We start from the raw sequence: 16203 nt of genomic DNA, 5'->3' as shown, positions 1-16203 counted from the left end.
GGAACGGACGCATGAATGACGCCCCGGCAACAGCAACGGCACAAAAACCGGGCGGTCGCATAGGCTTTCTGGATACCGTACGCGGGATCGCGCTGATTGCGATGGCCAGCTACCATTTCACCTGGGATTTGGGGATGTTCGGCTACATAGACGCCGCCACACCAACGCAGGGCTGGTGGCGCCTCTATGCGCGTGGAATCGCGAGTTCTTTTCTGTTTCTGGCCGGCTTCGGTCTTTATCTCGCCCATCAACGCCGCATCAAATGGTCATCGTTTGGCAAGCGTTTTGCGATGATCGCCGGCGCAGCCCTTCTGATCTCGGTCGCAACCTTTTTTGCCCTGCCGGATGGGTGGATCTTCTTTGGCATCCTCCACAATATTGCTGCTGCCAGCCTCATCGGGCTCCTGTTTCTGAGGCTTCCGGTCGCGGTCACGTCACTGGTGGCGATCGCTGCGCTGATCGCGCCAATTTATCTGAGTTCAGACGCCTTCAACCCGATCTGGTTATCGTGGATCGGGCTATCCACCATGCCTCCCCGGTCCAACGACTATGTCCCGCTCTTGCCTTTTCTAGCCCCCTTTTTGTTGGGACTGGCGGTGTCCAAGGTCGTCACACCGCGGGGCTGGCTGGATCGCTTCAGGAAAGACAGCGGCAAACGCAACGTCATTGCATTTTTTGGTCGACACAGCCTGATCTTTTACCTTCTTCATCAACCGATCTTGATCGGCATCGTTTATGTCGCATCCCTCATCATGCCCCCGCCGCCGGTCGATCAGGTCGAGGCTTACAAGAAGAGCTGCGAGACCAGTTGTGTGCAGCAACAAAACGGACTCGATCTATGCCAGCGGTTTTGCGGCTGTACACTGGAGACACTTCAAGCGGAAAATCTGTTCGACACGATGATGGCCAACAGCCTTGGACCCGAACAGCAGTCGAGGGTCGGCGAAGTCGCGGCGCAATGTTCCAGGCAAACTCAGTGATCGTCTGATCAGGTACCGACGCCGATTTCGGCAAGACGTGTCAGGCAGGCCTCCTCGACATTATCGAGTTCAATCAGCGTTTCTTCGATGTCCTTGCGCTTCTGGCGCAAGTCGGCGCGTTTTTCATCGACCTTCTTCATCAGAAGCTCCAACTGTCCGGATTCACCGGGCGGCTCTTTATAAACCTGAATGATTTCGCGGATTTCGGCGATGGTGAATCCGATGCGGCGACCGCGCAGGATTTCCTGGATCAGCCTGCGGTCCGCCATACGAAACAGCCGTGTGCGTCCACGGCGTTCGGGGTGAATAAGACCTTCGTCTTCATAAAAGCGAAGGGTCCGGGTAGAGACCCCGAATTCACGCGTGAGTTCCGTAATGCTGTAATACTTGTTCAAGGCTTCATCCGATTCTGGAGCACAGGACCGAAAATGACAGACGGCTTTCGGAATATCCGTTGCTCAAACAACAAGATAGAATGACGAAGCCCGAAGGGCCTCATAAATCTTTCATGAGGATGACTATGATTGACCTTCACGTAAAAGTCAATTTTGGCCGTTACCCTGAAACGCCGAACCACCAGGTCGCAAGACCAAGAAACGAGAAGAAGCCCACGATGTCGGTGACGGCGGTCACGAAGACGGCAGACGACACCGCCGGGTCAGCACCGAATTTGTCCAGCAGCAGCGGAATGATGATCCCGGCAATCGCTGCGGCAAACATATTGATCAGCATGGCGGTTGCGATGATGCCACCCAGATTGACATCGTTGAACCACAATCCCGCGATGATGCCGATGGCGCAACCAAACAGTGCTCCGTTCAACAAGCCCACGCCCGCCTCACGCCGAATGATGCGGGCGGCGTTGTGAATATCAAGATTCTTCGTCGCAAGCGCTCGAACCGATACGGTCATGGTTTGCGAACCGGCATTGCCTCCCATTCCCGCAACGATCGGCATGAGAACGGCGAGTGCCACGATCTGCTCAATGGTGGCATCGAACAGCCCGATGACCGACGCGGCCATGAAGGCCGTGATGAGGTTGACCGCGAGCCATGGCACACGTGAGCGGGATGTGACAGCGATCGAATCGGAAAGTTCTTCGTCGCCCACGCCGCCGAGACGCAGCAAGTCCTCTTCCGCTTCTTCCTGCATGACGTCCACCACGTCATCAATGGTCAGAACACCGACGAGACGGCCATTGTCATCCACCACAGCCGCCGACAAAAGGTCGTATTGCTCGAAAAGCTGAGCCGCCTCCTCCTGGTCCATCTCGGCCGCAATCGGATGGTTGGTCTCATGCATGATGGTTTCGATCTTCACCTGGCGCTTGGATCGCAGCAGGCGGTCGAGATCGAGTGCTCCGACCAGCTTGAAGGTGGGATCAACGACGAAGATTTGCGAAAAGGACTCCGGTAGTTCTTCCTCTTCGCGCATGTAGTCGATGGTTTGGCCGACCGTCCAGAACGGCGGAACGGCCACGAACTCCGTCTGCATGCGGCGACCGGCCGAACTTTCCGGGTAGTCCAACGCGCGCAGCAACCGCACGCGCTCCGTAAACGGCATCTGCGCGAGAATGTCCTCGCGATCTTCGCGGTCCAAGTCTTCGAGAATATAGACGGCGTCGTCCGAATCCATCTCGCCGATACCGGCGGCGATCTGGTCGTTCGGCATCTGCTCCACGATGTCGAGACGGATCGCCTCGTCCACCTCGGTCAGCGCCGTCATATCGAAATCGGAACCCAGCAGGCGCACCATCGCATGGCGCTGTTCCGACTGAATGGATTCGAGCAGGTCACCCAGTTCGGATTCGTGTAGCCGGGCGACGTTCTGCCTCAAGAACAGCACATCCCGATCCGCAATCGCGGCACCCACCATCGTGAGAAAATCAGACCGAATCGAGCCATCGTCGGAATAGATATCCGCCATGATCTCGGGTCGCTTGGCGTCTTCCGGCACGGAATGGTGGTCGTCCGCTTGCGTCAAATTACGCCCCCTTATCCGGTAAACTGCCTGCTTCGCCAAAGCGCAGGAGAATGGCTTTTAAAAGCACAATGTCAACAACAGGATAGGAGAAAAAGCGTTGCATTTCCATGCGCGAGACCTCAGAGCTCGGCCACCGCGCGTTAACGGATGCGAAACAGTCTCACCGAATTGATCGCGCGAATGACGCAGACCAGCAGTTACGAGTTGACATATGGCTGTTATGCGGGAATCTGACACCAAATGCCGCACACACCATCGCACGGGTTGGCACCTGAAGCGGGCGGAAAACAAACGAGAAAGAGACCTTGAAATGGGCAAGATGGATTTCATCGGCAAAGCGTCTTCTGCCGCAGGCGGCTGGGGTGCACTCAAGAGCGTGGGAAAACGCCTTCTGGAATCGGGCGCACCGATATCTGGCGCCCGAACCCTGTTGAAAGCCAACCAACCCGATGGTTTCGATTGTCCCGGCTGCGCCTGGGGTGACCCGGAACACGGATCGTCCTTCGAGTTCTGCGAAAACGGCGTCAAGGCCGTCGCATGGGAAGCCACAGAGGCGCGCGTACCGCCGGACTTTTTTGCCAGCCACACGGTGTCCGAACTTCGCACATGGTCGGATTACAGTCTGGAAAAGCAGGGCCGGCTGACGGACCCGCTGCGCTATGACCGCGCGACAGACAAATATCTTCCCGTATCCTGGGATGAAGCCTTTGATGCCATCGGCGGCGTTTTGAAAAGCCTCGACAGTCCGGATCGTGCAGAGTTCTACACGTCCGGCCGTGCCTCCAATGAAGCGGCCTTCATCTACCAGTTGATGGTGCGCCTCTATGGCACCAACAATTTCCCGGACTGCTCCAATATGTGCCACGAGGCGAGCGGCGTCGGCCTGAAGGCGTCCGTTGGCGTTGGCAAGGGCACGGTCCTGCTCGAAGACTTCGAGAAAGCCGACGCTATTTTCGTCATCGGTCAGAACCCCGGCACAAACCATCCGCGCATGCTGGGCGACCTGCGTCGCGCCGCCATCCGTGGCGCGCGTATCGCAGTCTTCAATCCTATCCGCGAAAAGGGTCTGGAGCGGTTCACCGATCCGCAGGACAAGTTGGAAATGATCACCGGCGGCAACACCAAGATTGCCACGAATTACTATCAACCACGCCAGGGCGGCGATATGGCTGCCGTGCGCGGCATGAGCAAGGCTGTGTTTGCCGCCGATGATGCCGCACGCGCCGCTGGAAGACCCAGTGTGATCGATCATGACTTCCTCAGCGCACACGCGGTGGAATTCGAAGCCTATCGCGCAGCCGTCGATGCCACGAGCTGGGACAGCATTCTCGACCAGTCTGGTTTGACACGTGACCAGATCGAGGAAGCTGCTGGTATCTACATGGCGTCGAATTCGGTGATCGCGACATGGGCAATGGGCATCACCCAGCACAAGCACTCCGTCATCACCATCCGCGAAATCACCAACTTCATGCTGCTGCGCGGCAATATCGGCCGTCCGGGCGCTGGCCTTTGCCCCGTGCGCGGCCACTCAAACGTTCAGGGTGACCGCACCGTCGGTATCGACGAAAAGGCCACGCCTGCCCTGCTCGACGCGCTGGAAAAAGAACTCGGCGTTCCCATGCCCCGCAACCGTGGTCACAACACGGTCGAAGCCATCACCGCGATGCTGGACGGCAAGGCACAGGCCTTTATCGCGCTCGGCGGCAACTTCCTGCGCGCCACGCCGGATAGCCCGCTCATCATCAAGGCATTCGAAAAGCAGAAGCTGACGGTCAATATCGCTACCAAGCTCAATCATTCGCATCTGGTGCCCGGTGAAACATCCTTCATTCTGCCATGTCTCGGTCGCACCGAAATCGACCGCAACTCGCAAGGCAAATCGCAGATCGTGACGGTGGAAGATTCCATGAGCATGGTGCACGGCTCCGGCGGCATCAACGAACCGGCGTCACCGCAACTGCGCTCCGAAGTTGCCATCATTGCCGGTATCGCGCAAGCGACGCTTGGAAATGAAAAGGTTGAGTGGGCGAAACTCGCCGACGATTACGACCTGATCCGCGATATGATTTCGCGCGTTCTTCCGGGTTTCCAGGATTTCAACGCGCGTGTCCGCGTGCCACGCGGCTTCCACCTGCGCAACGCAGCCGCAGAACGCGAATGGAACACGCCTGCCCAGAAAGCCACCTTCTTCACTGGACCGTTGCCGGAAAAGACAGACCATCAGGAAGCACTTTCCAAAAATGGAATTTTTGTTCTACAGACCTTCCGCAGCCACGACCAGTACAACACCACGATCTACGGCATGGATGACCGCTATCGCGGTGTCTACGGCGAGCGTCAGGTCATCTTCATGAACCCGAAGGACATGGAGAAGCTGGGCGCACATGCCAAGCAGCGCGTGGATGTCATCGGTGAATATGGTGACGGCGTCGAGCGTATCGCCGAGAATTTCCGCCTCGTTCCCTACAATATTCCAGAGGGCAGCGTCGGCGGCTACTATCCGGAACTCAACGTTCTGGTGCCGCTGCACAGCTACGGCGAAGGCAGCTTTACACCGACGTCGAAATCCGTTCTGGTTTCGGTGCGTTTGCGCGCAGACGCCGTTGCTGCCTGATGAGTGAGGACCAATCTGCCGCGCGCTTTCTGGCCGTGGTGGAACAGATCAATGAAACGGCCCCGGTTGCGCTGGACGCAACCGGGGCCGCGCTCATTGCAGCGGTTCATCTGGGCATTGGCAGCGATAGCCGCAGCCTCGCCAACAAGCTCGGCATTGCCCATGCGCTGGTCTTGCGAGACATCAACGTACTTTCAGGCCGCCTGCTGACCGTCACCAAACGCGATGCGCGCACGCAACGAACATGGGTTGAATTGACGGATGAGGCCTCCACGCTGGCACAATCTGCCTCACATGTGCTGCTGAAGCCGTCGCTCAGCCAAATGGAATAAATGGAACGTCCGATGCCAATTCGTTCTATCGTGACCTATCCGCACCCGGCGCTTGCCTTCCATTGCGAGCCGGTGTCGGACTTCGGACCTGAACTGGCCCAGCTTGCAAAAGACTTGCTGGAGACGATGCGCGCAGCGCCCGGTGTCGGCATAACAGCCGCTCATATCGGCCAGACACAACGCGTTTTCGTGCTGGAACTGGAACCAGGCGAGGTGCGGACATATGTCAATCCAGAGATTGCAGAGACTTCGCAGGAGACCATGCGACACATGGAAGGCAGTGTTTCCATGCCAGGCGTCACAGAAGAGGTCGAGCGCCCATCACGCATCAAACTCCGCTTTCAGGACCTCTCCGGGCATTGGCACGAAGAGCAGGCCGAGGGCTTCCATGCGATCTGCATCCAGCATGAAGTCGATCAGTTGAATGGCATGTTCTGGCTCAGGCGTCTGTCAAAACTGAAGCGCGATCGCCTGATCCGCAAATGGGAAAAATCGCGCGCCTGATCACTCGATAGAAAGATCGAACGTTGCCTGCCCCCGCAGCGTGTTGCTGACGGTACAGATAGCCTCCGCCTCATGGGCGATCGCCTGTTTCATCTCGTCATCGAAATCGCCGCTGATCTTCAGGCTCATGTGAAAATGCATGATCCGTGCTGGCTCGCCATCAGATTTCTCACCCTTCACACGCGCCTCCACGCTCTTGAAACGGTCCAGAACCCCCATACGGCTCGCTGCAATGCGCGCGCTGAGGACCAGGCACGCCGCAAGCGAGGAGTAAAGAAGATCGAGAGGATTGAAACCGGGATCGGATGCCGCAGTGACCACAGAAAGCGCCCCGCCCGTGGGTGTCTCGATCTGCGGATGCCCATTCCGCCCCAAGGTGGCGGTCGCTCCTGTCTGCCGCGTCTTCACTCTGATCTCTCTCAACGCAATCTCCTTATGTTCGAATTTTCAGAAATTACATTTTGCACAATGGAACCAAAATCCGCGCCAAGACTTTTACTCACGGAACGGTGATCGACCGTTACGGATTTACGGAAAATAGGAGCTGGGACACATGGTTACAGGGACACTCGTTAGCATCCTGATCACATTTTTGGTCATCGTACTCATTTTGTGGCTGATCAACCGCCTGCCAATCGGCGGTAGCGCGAAGCAGATCGCACAGGTTATCGTCATCATCATCGGTATTATCTCGATGCTGAAATATCTCGCAGTCTTTTAATCGAAGCGATTTAAGACGTTATGAGCCCGGCCCCCGAGTAAAATCTGGGTCGGGCTTTTTGTATGAGGCTATCTTTTAGACTGGGATATAACGGACATAGGCAAACTCATCACCATCAGGTGACCAGTTGGGCGAATTCATTGTTCCCTGCCCGCCAAACAGCTCAAACAACGTTTCCTCATTCTTTCCATCCGTATCCATCAAACGCAGGCGCACATGGAGATCACGGGGATGATCGAAGACATCACCGTCATAGGAGACGACGATCACCTTGTCACCACGGGGTGACGGATGAGGAAACCAGTCGCCGTATTCGCTGTCGGTGATGCGCTCGACCTCACTACCATCCACCCGGACCCGCCAAATCTGCATGCGACCCGTGCGGCTGGAGTTGAAATAAATCCATTGCCCGTCCGCCGAATAATCCGGCCCGTCGTTGCGCCCCTCGCCATGGGTCAGACGCGTCTCGATACCACTGTCGATGTCCATCGCGTAAATATCGAAAACCTCATCACGAATGCCGCAATAGGCGAAACTTTTGCCGTCGGGCGCCCAGCCGTGCCAATAGGATGGCAGGTTACGGGTCATCAGCTTCGGCGGTCCGCCTGCAGATGGCATGAGATAGATAGCGCTTTTTGCGAATTCCACCTTGTCGGAAATGGCATAGAACGCGCCATCAGGTGAAATGCCATGGTCGTTGTTGCACGCGCTCGCAAAGCCGGTATCGACATTTTCAGCAGTCGCATCACCATCCAGTGACAGTCGATAGAGCAGCCCCTCGCTGTTCATCAGAAGATACGTCCCATCCGGTGACCAGTTCGGCGCCTCAAACAGCTCCGGCGTCTGCCAGACAACCCGGTTCTCCCGGGTACGAATGTTGAAGATTTCAACGGAGCTGCGCATTTTGTCCATCGGACTACCGATCCCTGAAGCGGTTGGTGATCGGATAGCGCCGGTCACGACCGAAATTCTTCTTGGTGATTTTCACACCGGGTGCGGATTGGCGACGTTTGTACTCGGCAAGATACAGCAGATGCTCGATGCGATGCACAGTGGCGATATCATGGCCGCGCGCGACGATATCGTCCACCGACATCTCCAACTCCACAAGGCATTCCAGAATATCATCCAGCACCGGATAAGGCGGCAGCGAATCCTGATCGGTCTGGTTGGGGCGCAACTCGGCCGATGGCGCCTTGGAGATGATGTTGGCTGGAATGACCTCCCCGGATGGACCGAGTGCTGTTGGTGGCACATGGCTGTTTCGCCAGGCGGAAATGGCGTAGACCTGCATCTTGTAGAGGTCTTTGATCGGATTGAAGCCGCCGTTCATGTCGCCGTACAGCGTGGCGTAACCCACCGACATCTCGGACTTGTTGCCAGTCGTCACGACCATGGAGCCGAACTTGTTGGACACAGCCATGAGAATGGTACCACGCGCGCGGCTTTGCAGGTTTTCTTCGGTGATGCCCTCTTCCGTTCCTTCGAACAGTTCGGCAAGCGATGATCGGAAGCCATCGACAGGATCGGCAATCGGCACGATATCGTAGCGGCATCCAAGGGCCCTGGCACAATCGGCAGCATCCTTGAACGAGTCCTCTGACGTATAGCGATAGGGCAGCATGATGCATCGCACCCGCTCCTCACCCAGCGCATCCACCGCAATCGCCGCACAGATGGCCGAGTCGATACCGCCCGAAAGTCCCAGCACCACACTCTTGAAGCCATTTTTGTTGACGTAATCGCGAAAGCCCAGCATGCAGGCTCGGTAATCGGCCTCTTCGCCCTCCGGTATCTGCGAGAACGGTCCTTCGCTACAATACCAGCCTTTGTCGGTACGCTTCCAATCCGTGACGGCGAGCGTGGCTTCGAACTGGCTCATCTGGAATGCGAGCGTCTTGTCTGCGTTGAATGCAAAGCTTGCGCCATCAAACACGAGTTCGTCCTGCCCGCCGATCTGATTTGCGAACACCAGCGGCAGTCCGCTTTCGATAACCTGGCGCAATGCCACCTGATGGCGGACATCCACCTTGCCGCGATAATAGGGCGACCCGTTCGGCACCAAGAGCATTTCGGCGCCGCTTTCCGCCAAAGTCTCGCACACACCCAGATCGTTCCAGATCTCCTCGCAAATGGCGATACCGATCCGCACACCCCGGAAATTATAGGGGCCGGAAATCGAGCCCTCGGAAAAAACGCGCTTTTCATCGAATTCGCCATAGTTCGGCAAATCGACCTTGTCGCGCAACGCAACGATTTTGCCGCCGTCGAGCAGCGCCACCGAGTTGTGACGCCCGGTCTCACCCTGCCGGGGGAAACCAATGATGACGCCCGGCCCGCCATCGGCAGTCTCTATCGCGAGGTCTTCGACCGCCTTAAGGCAGGCATGCAGAAATGCGGGCTTGAGAACCAGATCCTCTGGCGGATAACCGGAAATGAACAGCTCGCTGAGAAGCAGCAAATCGGCGCCTTGAGACGCTGCATCGGCACGCGCCTGGCGCGCCAGGGCAAGGTTGCCCGAGACATCGCCGACAGTGGGATTGAACTGCCCGACGGCAATTCTCAAGACGTTGGGAGTTGTGTGTATCTGGCTCATGCTTCTCACTTAACGTGGCTTACCGGATCGCGCAACGCAGACCGGTGGACTCTCTTGCGACACCATACATCCCGTGCCGAGCCGTGTCATCGTGGCGATCTGCTGTGAAGGGCGCAATCGAATTCATTTGAAATAGCCCGTGTCCGGGCTTATCTCGTTAAAGGCGCCGGAACTCTTCATTTCCCTGCCGTTCCGAGCTTGGCTGGAGACCCCAATGCCTGCTTTCCCTGATTACATTACCTCTCATTTCAAGCGTTCCTCAAAACATATCGGTGAGGTGGAACAGCGTATTCTCGATGTTGCGCACCAGCGCAAACTCATATCGACGGATACCAACGTCGCTTTCTCGGAAAGTTCCACCGTTGGAGAACGGCTGGCAGATAGTATAGCGCGGATCGGGGGATCCTGGGCTTTCATCATAAGCTTCATGTTTTTTCTGGTTGTCTGGACCATCATCAACACGGTGGTACTGACAACGAGAGCGTTCGACCCCTACCCGTTCGTTTTTCTCAACCTCATCCTGTCCATGCTGGCCGCCATTCAGGCCCCGATCATCATGATGTCGCAAAACCGACAGGGCACCCGCGACCGATTTGAAGCGGCCAAAGATTATGAGGTCAATCTTAAGGCCGAATTGGAGGTTTTGTCGCTACATGACAAGATCGACAGTAAGGTTCTGGCAGAACTTGCCCTGCTTCGTGAAGACATCGCCAAGCTTCACACGCATCGCCAAGGCGGTATCAACACCCCATAACTGGTACGCCCGCAACAGTGGGGTAGTAATTCGATCGGTCCCTGCGCCTTTTGCTGCCGTGGTTACGAATCCGTCAGATTTTTCCGCTACAGATTGACGCGGGCATTTGTTGCATTGCACTCTTGGTGCGGCGACGCGGGAATCACTTCCGTATCAGGATGGCATCAGGCTTTTCCGAGCAGCGACGCCTCCGCGCTGGAACCATTCAGTCCGGCCATCGAATTTCTGTCCCGGGGTTTTCTTCATGAACCAATATGATCTTATTGTTGTCGGTAGCGGTCCCGCAGGTCGACGTGCTGCCATCCAGGCTGCGAAGCTGGATAAAACAGTTCTGGTCATCGAAAAAGGCAGCCGCGTGGGCGGCGTCTCGGTTCACACTGGCACCATCCCGTCCAAAACCATGCGCGAGACGGCGCTCAATCTTTCCGGCTGGCGCGAGCGCGGGTTCTATGGCCGTTCCTACAGGGTCAAGCAGCAAATCAGCGCAGAAGACCTCCGTCGTCGCCTGATGATCACGCTAGACCATGAGGTCGAGGTGCTGGAACACCAGTTTGCGCGCAACCGCGTCACCCACATTCGCGGGAATGCAGCCTTCGTCACAGCAGACACGATGGAAATCACGAAAGACGATGGCGAGGTCGTTCTGGTCAAGGCCAAAAGCATATTGCTCGCCGTGGGTACGCGCCCCTTCCGTCCGGATTACATACCATTCGATGGCAAGACGGTCATCGATAGCGACGAAATTCTCGAGCTACAGAAGCTGCCACGCTCCATGGTCGTCATCGGCGCAGGTGTTATCGGCATTGAATATGCCACGATCTTCAGCGCGCTGGATACTGCTGTCACCATCATAGACCCGAAGCCGACCATGCTGGATTTCATCGACAAGGAAATCGTGGAGGACTTCACCTATCAGCTGCGTGATCGCAACATGAAGCTGCTGCTGGGCCAGAAAGCCGATAAGGTAGAACTGACGCCAGAGGGCAAGGTTATGCTGACACTCGATAGCGGACGCGCGTTGACGACAGAAATGGTGCTGTTTGCCGCTGGCCGCATGGGCGCGACCGATACGCTCAATCTGGCAGCAGCAGGTCTCAGCGCCGATAATCGCGGGCGCCTGACTGTCAACCCCGAGACCTTTGAAACATCGGTGCCCGGCATCTTTGCCGCAGGCGATGTCATCGGCTTTCCAAGCCTTGCCTCCACCTCCATGGAACAGGGCCGCATTGCCGCGCGTGTGGCAGTCGGTGCCATCGGCATGGAGCCACAGAAGTATTTTCCATACGGCATTTACGCCGTACCGGAGATTTCGACGTGCGGCCTGACCGAAGAAGAAATGAAGGAACGTGGCATCGCCTACGAATGCGGTATTGCCCGTTTCCGCGAAACATCGCGCGGCCACATCATGGGGCTCGATACGGGTCTGCTCAAGCTTATTTTCTCGCTGAAGACACGCCGCCTTCTGGGCGTGCATATCGTCGGCGAAGGTGCGACGGAACTCGTCCACATCGGACAGGCTGTTCTCAACCTCAAAGGAACTGTCGAATATTTCGTTGAGAATACCTTCAACTATCCGACCCTTGCCGAAGCCTACAAGATTGCCGGTCTTGATGCCTGGAACCGTATGGGTGACATCAAGAAAAACGAGACCGTTTGAACGACCGTTTCAGCGCCCCTACCAACGGATGTTGTAGCGGGCGCTGACCGACGGACGAAAGCGATCCTCATACCCCTGATCGAGATTGCCGGACACGGTGAGGTTCTCACCAAGCTTCTGTTCCAACCCGACCGTCGATGTGAAGTCATCGAACGTATCGCGGCTGGCACCTGTGAGTACGAAGGCCGTACCGGTGGCAGAGCGCGTCAGCCGCAGCGACTGCGAGACATCAAGCCCGCTCCACTGCTGCGCCGTGCCATCATAGCGCACAGTCATGTTGCGGTTGGATTCCAGGTCTAATTCCGGGGTCGCAATACGCTTCTGCGATGTCGTCATCGTCCATGAACTTGAACCCGTCAATGCGTTCATCAACACACCAATATCGCCTGCAATCTTTGCACCTGGAAGGTTGGAGGACAAAAGCGTGACGGTACCCCAGAACTTGACCGGCGTATCGACCAGCGCTCCGCCATCCGACGCATTCACGCCCATCTCCAGACCACCACGAATAGGTGTCTCCGTGGGCAACTTCGCACCGATCCGCGCCGAGTAGGACGTATCGGAGTTCTTTGCAGGCGCCCAGATCAGCCCTCGTTCCTGAGCATGCACCAGTCCAGAAGACAAGCCGAAGACAACAGCGCCGATGAGGACGCCGTGTTTGATATTCAAAATCATGTCTGTTCCTCAAGCTTTCGTAAAGCACACCATCCTTGGGAAAACAGTGCGCCTTGTTGGGCTATCGACGACTGTCCGAATGAGGACCAGCCGCTTTGAATTTTCGGTAACGCGATCAGGCGCGCTTTCCCGCCTGCCATCCGCCGAAGCTCACGGCTTTGACGCGCGCGCCTGTTATCATCGGGCATAACAACCGTATGCGGTGATGCCAGATGGAGAGTTGAAACTGGGGCAAAGTGCCGGGCCGCGCATTGGCGCAACGGATTTGCTCATGTGCGTTGCACCACAAATCAATGATCCAAGACTGCCAGATGAACGGGAGATGAACAAGAGTACTACGCTGAAAAAGCGTATTGTGCGGTGCAATGTGATCGAAACGTTACAAAGGTTAACGGGCAGCTGAAACGCAAAAGGCCGCTGACAAAGCAGCGGCCCTTCGAGACATTATCACGGGAGGCTTATTCAGCGTCGCCTTCAGCAGCCTTCTTCTTGGCAGGCGCCTTCTTCTTCGGAGCGGCATCTTCGCCTTCAGCAGCGTCAGCCTTTGCAGCAGCCTTCTTCTTGGCAGGCTTCTTTTCAGCCTTGTCGCCGTCTTCGGCGTCGTCAGCCAGCAACTCTTCCTTTGTTACGGTCTTGTCCGTAACAGAGACTTCCTCGAGCAGCTTGTCGATGACCTTCTCTTCGAAGATCGGCGCACGAAGCGAAGCGGAAGCGCCAGGCGTGTTGCGGAAGAAATCGAGGATTTCTTTCTGCTGGCCGGGGAATTGCTGAAGCTGAGCAAACAATGCGCGCTGCATTTCTTCTTCGGTGACTTCTACGCCAGCCTTCTCGCCGATTTCGGAGAGGACGAGGCCCAGACGAACGCGACGCTCGGCCAGCTTGCGGTACTCTTCGCGAGCTTCTTCTTCCGTCGTGTCTTCGTCAGCAAAAGTCTTGCCGGACTGCGCAAGATCGGTGTTGATCTGGCGCCAGATATTGTCAAACTCGGCGTCAACGAGACCAGCCGGTGTTTCGAACTGGTAGACTTCGTCCAGCTGATCGAGAATCTGACGCTTGACCTTCTGACGTGTCACATTGCTGTACTGGCTTTCGATCTGACCGCGAACGACCTCTTTCAGCTTTTCCGCCGATTCGAGACCAAGCTTGGTTGCCAGATCATCATTGATTTCAACGTCGGCAGCAGACGCAACGTCCTTGACGGTGATGTCAAACACGGCTTCCTTGCCAGCAAGATTTGCGGCAGGATATTCGGTCGGGAAGGTAACGGTAATCGCCTTCTCATCACCAGCCTTGACGCCGACGAGCTGATCTTCGAAACCAGGGATGAAGCGATTGGAGCCGATGACGAGCTCTGCATCATCAGCAGCGCCGCCTTCGAAGGCTTCGCCGTCGACCTTGCCGAGATAGTTCATCGTGACGCGGTCGCCTTCGGCAGCCTTGCCCTTCTTGGTCTCGTAAGTGCGCGCGCTTTCGGCGATTTTCAGGATCTGTTCGTTGATTTCCTCTTCGGTCACTTCAACGACTTCGCGGATCACCTTGATGCCGTCGTTGGACTTCAGCTCGATGGCGGGAATCACTTCGTAAGCGAGCGTGAACTCCAGATCACTCTCAGCGGCCAGAATCTTTTCCGCTTCGTCCTGATCTTCGGTCATGGAGATAGAAGGCTGCGTTGCAGACTTTTCACCCCGGCCGGAAATGATTTCGGATGGCTTGTCACGAACCAGTTCGTTGACGAGATCAGCCATTATCGATTTGCCATACATCTTCTTGAGATGTGTCAATGGCACCTTGCCTGGGCGGAAACCGTTGATGCGGACTTTGTCCTTGGCATCGGCAAGGCGCTCGTCGAGGCGAGACTTCATATCAGCGGCCGGAATGACGACCTTGATTTCGCGCTTCAGCCCTTCAGCTAGCGTTTCGATAACCTGCATTTTCATACCTTCACATCATGGCGGCGGTGCTCAGACAGCCGTTGGTTTACGTTCGAGCACAGCGCCGGAACCTAAATTCACCGGCCGTAGCTATATAAACTGCATGCACAAGCATTTTGCGTAGCAAAAACTGCGCTTGAGCCAGAGAAGCGGCGAAGCAAATGCGACGCGCTGTCTTCCCGGCGATTCATTTGGTGCGGGTAGAGGGACTCGAACCCCCACAACTCTCGTCGCCAGAACCTAAATCTGGTGCGTCTACCAATTCCGCCATACCCGCGCTCATGAATCCTGCATAAACAACATCTGGCACACGAGGCCTTCCGGAGCGCGCGTCTCTATATCACCCGTTTTCTGGAGCGCAAAGGAAAAATGACGGTTTTGCGTCTCTATTTGTACCAACACAGGCGCAAAGCGTGGTGAGTTCTCAGCGATCACGGCATGCCACCCTCGTAACACTCGCCCTACTCCCTCTTCGTTCGTTCAAGCGCAAAATATGATGAGATCATTCAAAAATACGCAACGGCGGAAGTTCACCACTAAATCGAAGACGAAAACGCCTTTAAATTATGCATTTGTTAACACATTGACTGCCGAATTTCATGGAGCAATGCGACAGGCGCATAGGTGGCATACTTCATTGTCTGTTTTTTGTTCTACTAAACCGATTATATTCGGTGTCAGGAAATGAGTTAAGCGCTGACCCAAGCGGCGCCAAGAATAGAACGAAGGACACGATCATGAACATCACTCGCTCGCTGAACAACTGGCGCAAGTATCGTCAGACCATCACGGAACTCGGCCGCATGAGCGACCGCGAACTCAGCGACCTCGGCATCGGCCGTAGCGACATTCGCCGCGTAGCACGCACTGCCGTCGGCATCTAATCTGACTTCAGGCGGTTTTCTCCGCGGAATTGTCAATATGAAAAGGTCTCGAGCTTCGGCTCGGGGCCTTTTTTTCGTTTGCCTTGCTGGTTTTCATCATAATTGCTCGCCCTTCATATGCGGTCTTATGGCGCCTAAAAAATGCCCATACAGCCACAACGGATGCAAAAATAGCCGACACATTGCACAATTGCATGGCAGTCGCTTAAAATCTGCACTGCACATTCTCGGCCTGCATATGTATATACAGATCAACAGCAGAGAGCGCAGATGACTGAGCTTCTGAGACCAAGTTTCAAAGATCAAACAAAAGCAAGACTGAGGAAAACACCATGAACCCTATTCGCATCGCCAAGAACTGGATCAGCTATCGTCGCACAATGAATGAACTTGGCAGCCTTTCCAGCCAGGCTTTGAGCGACATCGGCCTGACACGTTACGACATTCGCAACGTTGCTTCCCGTTCGTTCCGCTAATAAGCGTAAACGTCACCTGCCGACCGACCTCCCACGGAAGCAGGCTGACTGAGCGACAGGCAATCAAAAACGGCGCTTCTTGCGCCGTTTTTG

16 protein-coding genes and 1 tRNA gene are annotated in these 16203 nt (G+C 56.0%); 9 read left to right on the top strand and 8 right to left on the bottom strand.

The features are described from left to right. The first annotated feature begins 11 nt into the window (after window positions 1–11). The gene (locus EKM04_RS04910) at window positions 12–980 is read left to right on the top strand and encodes an acetyltransferase domain-containing protein (protein WP_183896825.1); all 969 of its coding nucleotides are present in this window, start codon (window positions 12–14) and stop codon (window positions 978–980) included. 8 nt (window positions 981–988) lie between these two features. On the opposite strand, the gene EKM04_RS04905 is transcribed toward EKM04_RS04910, so the two are convergent. Beyond that, complete coding sequence (locus EKM04_RS04905; RefSeq protein WP_174153181.1) at window positions 989–1375, bottom strand: MerR family transcriptional regulator; 387 nt, start codon at window positions 1373–1375, stop codon at window positions 989–991. A 160-nt stretch (window positions 1376–1535) separates the two neighbouring features. Further along, on the bottom strand, window positions 1536–2906 hold the full coding sequence (mgtE, locus tag EKM04_RS04900; protein ID WP_174153248.1) for a magnesium transporter: 1371 nt from the start codon (window positions 2904–2906) through the stop codon (window positions 1536–1538). Between the two features lie 367 nt (window positions 2907–3273). Between mgtE and EKM04_RS04895 the strand changes: the two genes are divergently transcribed. Genes EKM04_RS04895 through EKM04_RS04885 form a run of 3 tightly spaced genes read left to right on the top strand, consistent with a single transcriptional unit; the run spans window position 3274 to window position 6416 of the window. Then, the gene (locus EKM04_RS04895; protein ID WP_183896824.1) at window positions 3274–5580 is read left to right on the top strand and encodes an FdhF/YdeP family oxidoreductase; all 2307 of its coding nucleotides are present in this window, start codon (window positions 3274–3276) and stop codon (window positions 5578–5580) included. Next, window positions 5580–5912, top strand: coding sequence for a hypothetical protein (locus EKM04_RS04890; RefSeq protein ID WP_183896823.1), 333 nt, complete (start codon window positions 5580–5582; stop codon window positions 5910–5912). The genes EKM04_RS04895 and EKM04_RS04890 overlap by 1 nt, the downstream gene beginning before the upstream one ends. A 12-nt stretch (window positions 5913–5924) precedes the next feature. Continuing rightward, complete coding sequence (locus EKM04_RS04885; RefSeq protein WP_183896822.1) at window positions 5925–6416, top strand: peptide deformylase; 492 nt, start codon at window positions 5925–5927, stop codon at window positions 6414–6416. Here the strand turns inward: EKM04_RS04885 and EKM04_RS04880 are convergent, their stop codons facing one another. After that, window positions 6417–6839 (bottom strand): OsmC family protein, encoded by a 423-nt coding sequence (locus EKM04_RS04880; protein WP_183896821.1) that lies wholly within the window; start codon window positions 6837–6839, stop codon window positions 6417–6419. 130 nt (window positions 6840–6969) lie between these two features. Here EKM04_RS04880 and EKM04_RS04875 point away from each other — a divergent pair, with 130 nt between their 5' ends. Continuing rightward, window positions 6970–7137 carry a Thivi_2564 family membrane protein gene (locus tag EKM04_RS04875; RefSeq protein WP_174153176.1) on the top strand — a complete coding sequence of 56 codons (168 nt, stop codon included), beginning with the start codon at window positions 6970–6972 and terminating at the stop codon, window positions 7135–7137. 75 nt (window positions 7138–7212) lie between these two features. Here the strand turns inward: EKM04_RS04875 and EKM04_RS04870 are convergent, their stop codons facing one another. Both EKM04_RS04870 and EKM04_RS04865 read right to left on the bottom strand, forming a co-directional pair. Next, window positions 7213–8040, bottom strand: coding sequence for a TolB family protein (locus EKM04_RS04870; protein WP_183896978.1), 828 nt, complete (start codon window positions 8038–8040; stop codon window positions 7213–7215). Window positions 8041–8053: 13 nt separating this feature from the next. After that, entirely contained in the window at window positions 8054–9733 is a 1680-nt protein-coding gene (locus EKM04_RS04865) for an NAD+ synthase (RefSeq protein ID WP_183896820.1), read from the bottom strand. A gap of 214 nt (window positions 9734–9947) precedes the next feature. Here EKM04_RS04865 and EKM04_RS04860 point away from each other — a divergent pair, with 214 nt between their 5' ends. Together EKM04_RS04860 and sthA are read left to right on the top strand one after the other, a co-directional pair. Continuing rightward, window positions 9948–10487 carry a DUF1003 domain-containing protein gene (locus EKM04_RS04860; RefSeq protein ID WP_183896819.1) on the top strand — a complete coding sequence of 180 codons (540 nt, stop codon included), beginning with the start codon at window positions 9948–9950 and terminating at the stop codon, window positions 10485–10487. 244 nt (window positions 10488–10731) lie between these two features. Continuing rightward, window positions 10732–12144, top strand: a complete 1413-nt coding sequence (gene sthA / locus EKM04_RS04855) for a Si-specific NAD(P)(+) transhydrogenase (RefSeq protein ID WP_183896818.1) — start codon at window positions 10732–10734, stop codon at window positions 12142–12144. A gap of 18 nt (window positions 12145–12162) precedes the next feature. On the opposite strand, the gene EKM04_RS04850 is transcribed toward sthA, so the two are convergent. The 3 genes from EKM04_RS04850 to EKM04_RS04840 all read right to left on the bottom strand — a co-directional run bounded on the left by EKM04_RS04850 (window position 12163) and on the right by EKM04_RS04840 (window position 15027). Further along, window positions 12163–12819, bottom strand: coding sequence for a hypothetical protein (locus EKM04_RS04850; protein ID WP_234910971.1), 657 nt, complete (start codon window positions 12817–12819; stop codon window positions 12163–12165). Between the two features lie 458 nt (window positions 12820–13277). Continuing rightward, window positions 13278–14750 (bottom strand): trigger factor, encoded by a 1473-nt coding sequence (tig, locus tag EKM04_RS04845; protein WP_174153245.1) that lies wholly within the window; start codon window positions 14748–14750, stop codon window positions 13278–13280. Between the two features lie 192 nt (window positions 14751–14942). Then, window positions 14943–15027 (bottom strand) — tRNA-Leu (locus EKM04_RS04840). Between the two features lie 460 nt (window positions 15028–15487). On the opposite strand from EKM04_RS04840, the gene EKM04_RS04835 reads away from it, so the two are divergent. After that, complete coding sequence (locus EKM04_RS04835) at window positions 15488–15634, top strand: DUF1127 domain-containing protein (RefSeq protein ID WP_174153172.1); 147 nt, start codon at window positions 15488–15490, stop codon at window positions 15632–15634. 332 nt (window positions 15635–15966) lie between these two features. After that, complete coding sequence (locus EKM04_RS04830) at window positions 15967–16110, top strand: DUF1127 domain-containing protein (RefSeq protein ID WP_065698172.1); 144 nt, start codon at window positions 15967–15969, stop codon at window positions 16108–16110. The last annotated feature ends 93 nt before the right edge of the window (window positions 16111–16203 follow it).

This window comes from Rhizobium skierniewicense Ch11 (assembly GCF_023757665.1).
GTDB lineage: Bacteria > Pseudomonadota > Alphaproteobacteria > Rhizobiales > Rhizobiaceae > Agrobacterium > Agrobacterium skierniewicense.
This window is presented reverse-complemented; position numbering and strand designations above follow the sequence as displayed.

Bases quoted from the DNA above. Each gene is read 5' to 3' on its own strand.
- mgtE (WP_174153248.1), bottom strand. From the start codon at position 2,906: ATGGCGGATATCTATTCCGACGATGGCTCGATTCGGTCTGATTTTCTC.
- EKM04_RS04910 (WP_183896825.1), top strand. From the start codon at position 12: ATGAATGACGCCCCGGCAACAGCAACGGCACAAAAACCGGGCGGTCGC.
- tig (WP_174153245.1), bottom strand. From the start codon at position 14,750: ATGCAGGTTATCGAAACGCTAGCTGAAGGGCTGAAGCGCGAAATCAAG.
- EKM04_RS04875 (WP_174153176.1), top strand. From the start codon at position 6,970: ATGGTTACAGGGACACTCGTTAGCATCCTGATCACATTTTTGGTCATC.
- EKM04_RS04890 (WP_183896823.1), top strand. From the start codon at position 5,580: ATGAGTGAGGACCAATCTGCCGCGCGCTTTCTGGCCGTGGTGGAACAG.
- EKM04_RS04895 (WP_183896824.1), top strand. From the start codon at position 3,274: ATGGGCAAGATGGATTTCATCGGCAAAGCGTCTTCTGCCGCAGGCGGC.
- EKM04_RS04865 (WP_183896820.1), bottom strand. From the start codon at position 9,733: ATGAGCCAGATACACACAACTCCCAACGTCTTGAGAATTGCCGTCGGG.
- EKM04_RS04835 (WP_174153172.1), top strand. From the start codon at position 15,488: ATGAACATCACTCGCTCGCTGAACAACTGGCGCAAGTATCGTCAGACC.
- sthA (WP_183896818.1), top strand. From the start codon at position 10,732: ATGAACCAATATGATCTTATTGTTGTCGGTAGCGGTCCCGCAGGTCGA.
- EKM04_RS04830 (WP_065698172.1), top strand. From the start codon at position 15,967: ATGAACCCTATTCGCATCGCCAAGAACTGGATCAGCTATCGTCGCACA.
- EKM04_RS04850 (WP_234910971.1), bottom strand. From the start codon at position 12,819: ATGATTTTGAATATCAAACACGGCGTCCTCATCGGCGCTGTTGTCTTC.
- EKM04_RS04860 (WP_183896819.1), top strand. From the start codon at position 9,948: ATGCCTGCTTTCCCTGATTACATTACCTCTCATTTCAAGCGTTCCTCA.
- EKM04_RS04870 (WP_183896978.1), bottom strand. From the start codon at position 8,040: ATGCGCAGCTCCGTTGAAATCTTCAACATTCGTACCCGGGAGAACCGG.
- EKM04_RS04885 (WP_183896822.1), top strand. From the start codon at position 5,925: ATGCCAATTCGTTCTATCGTGACCTATCCGCACCCGGCGCTTGCCTTC.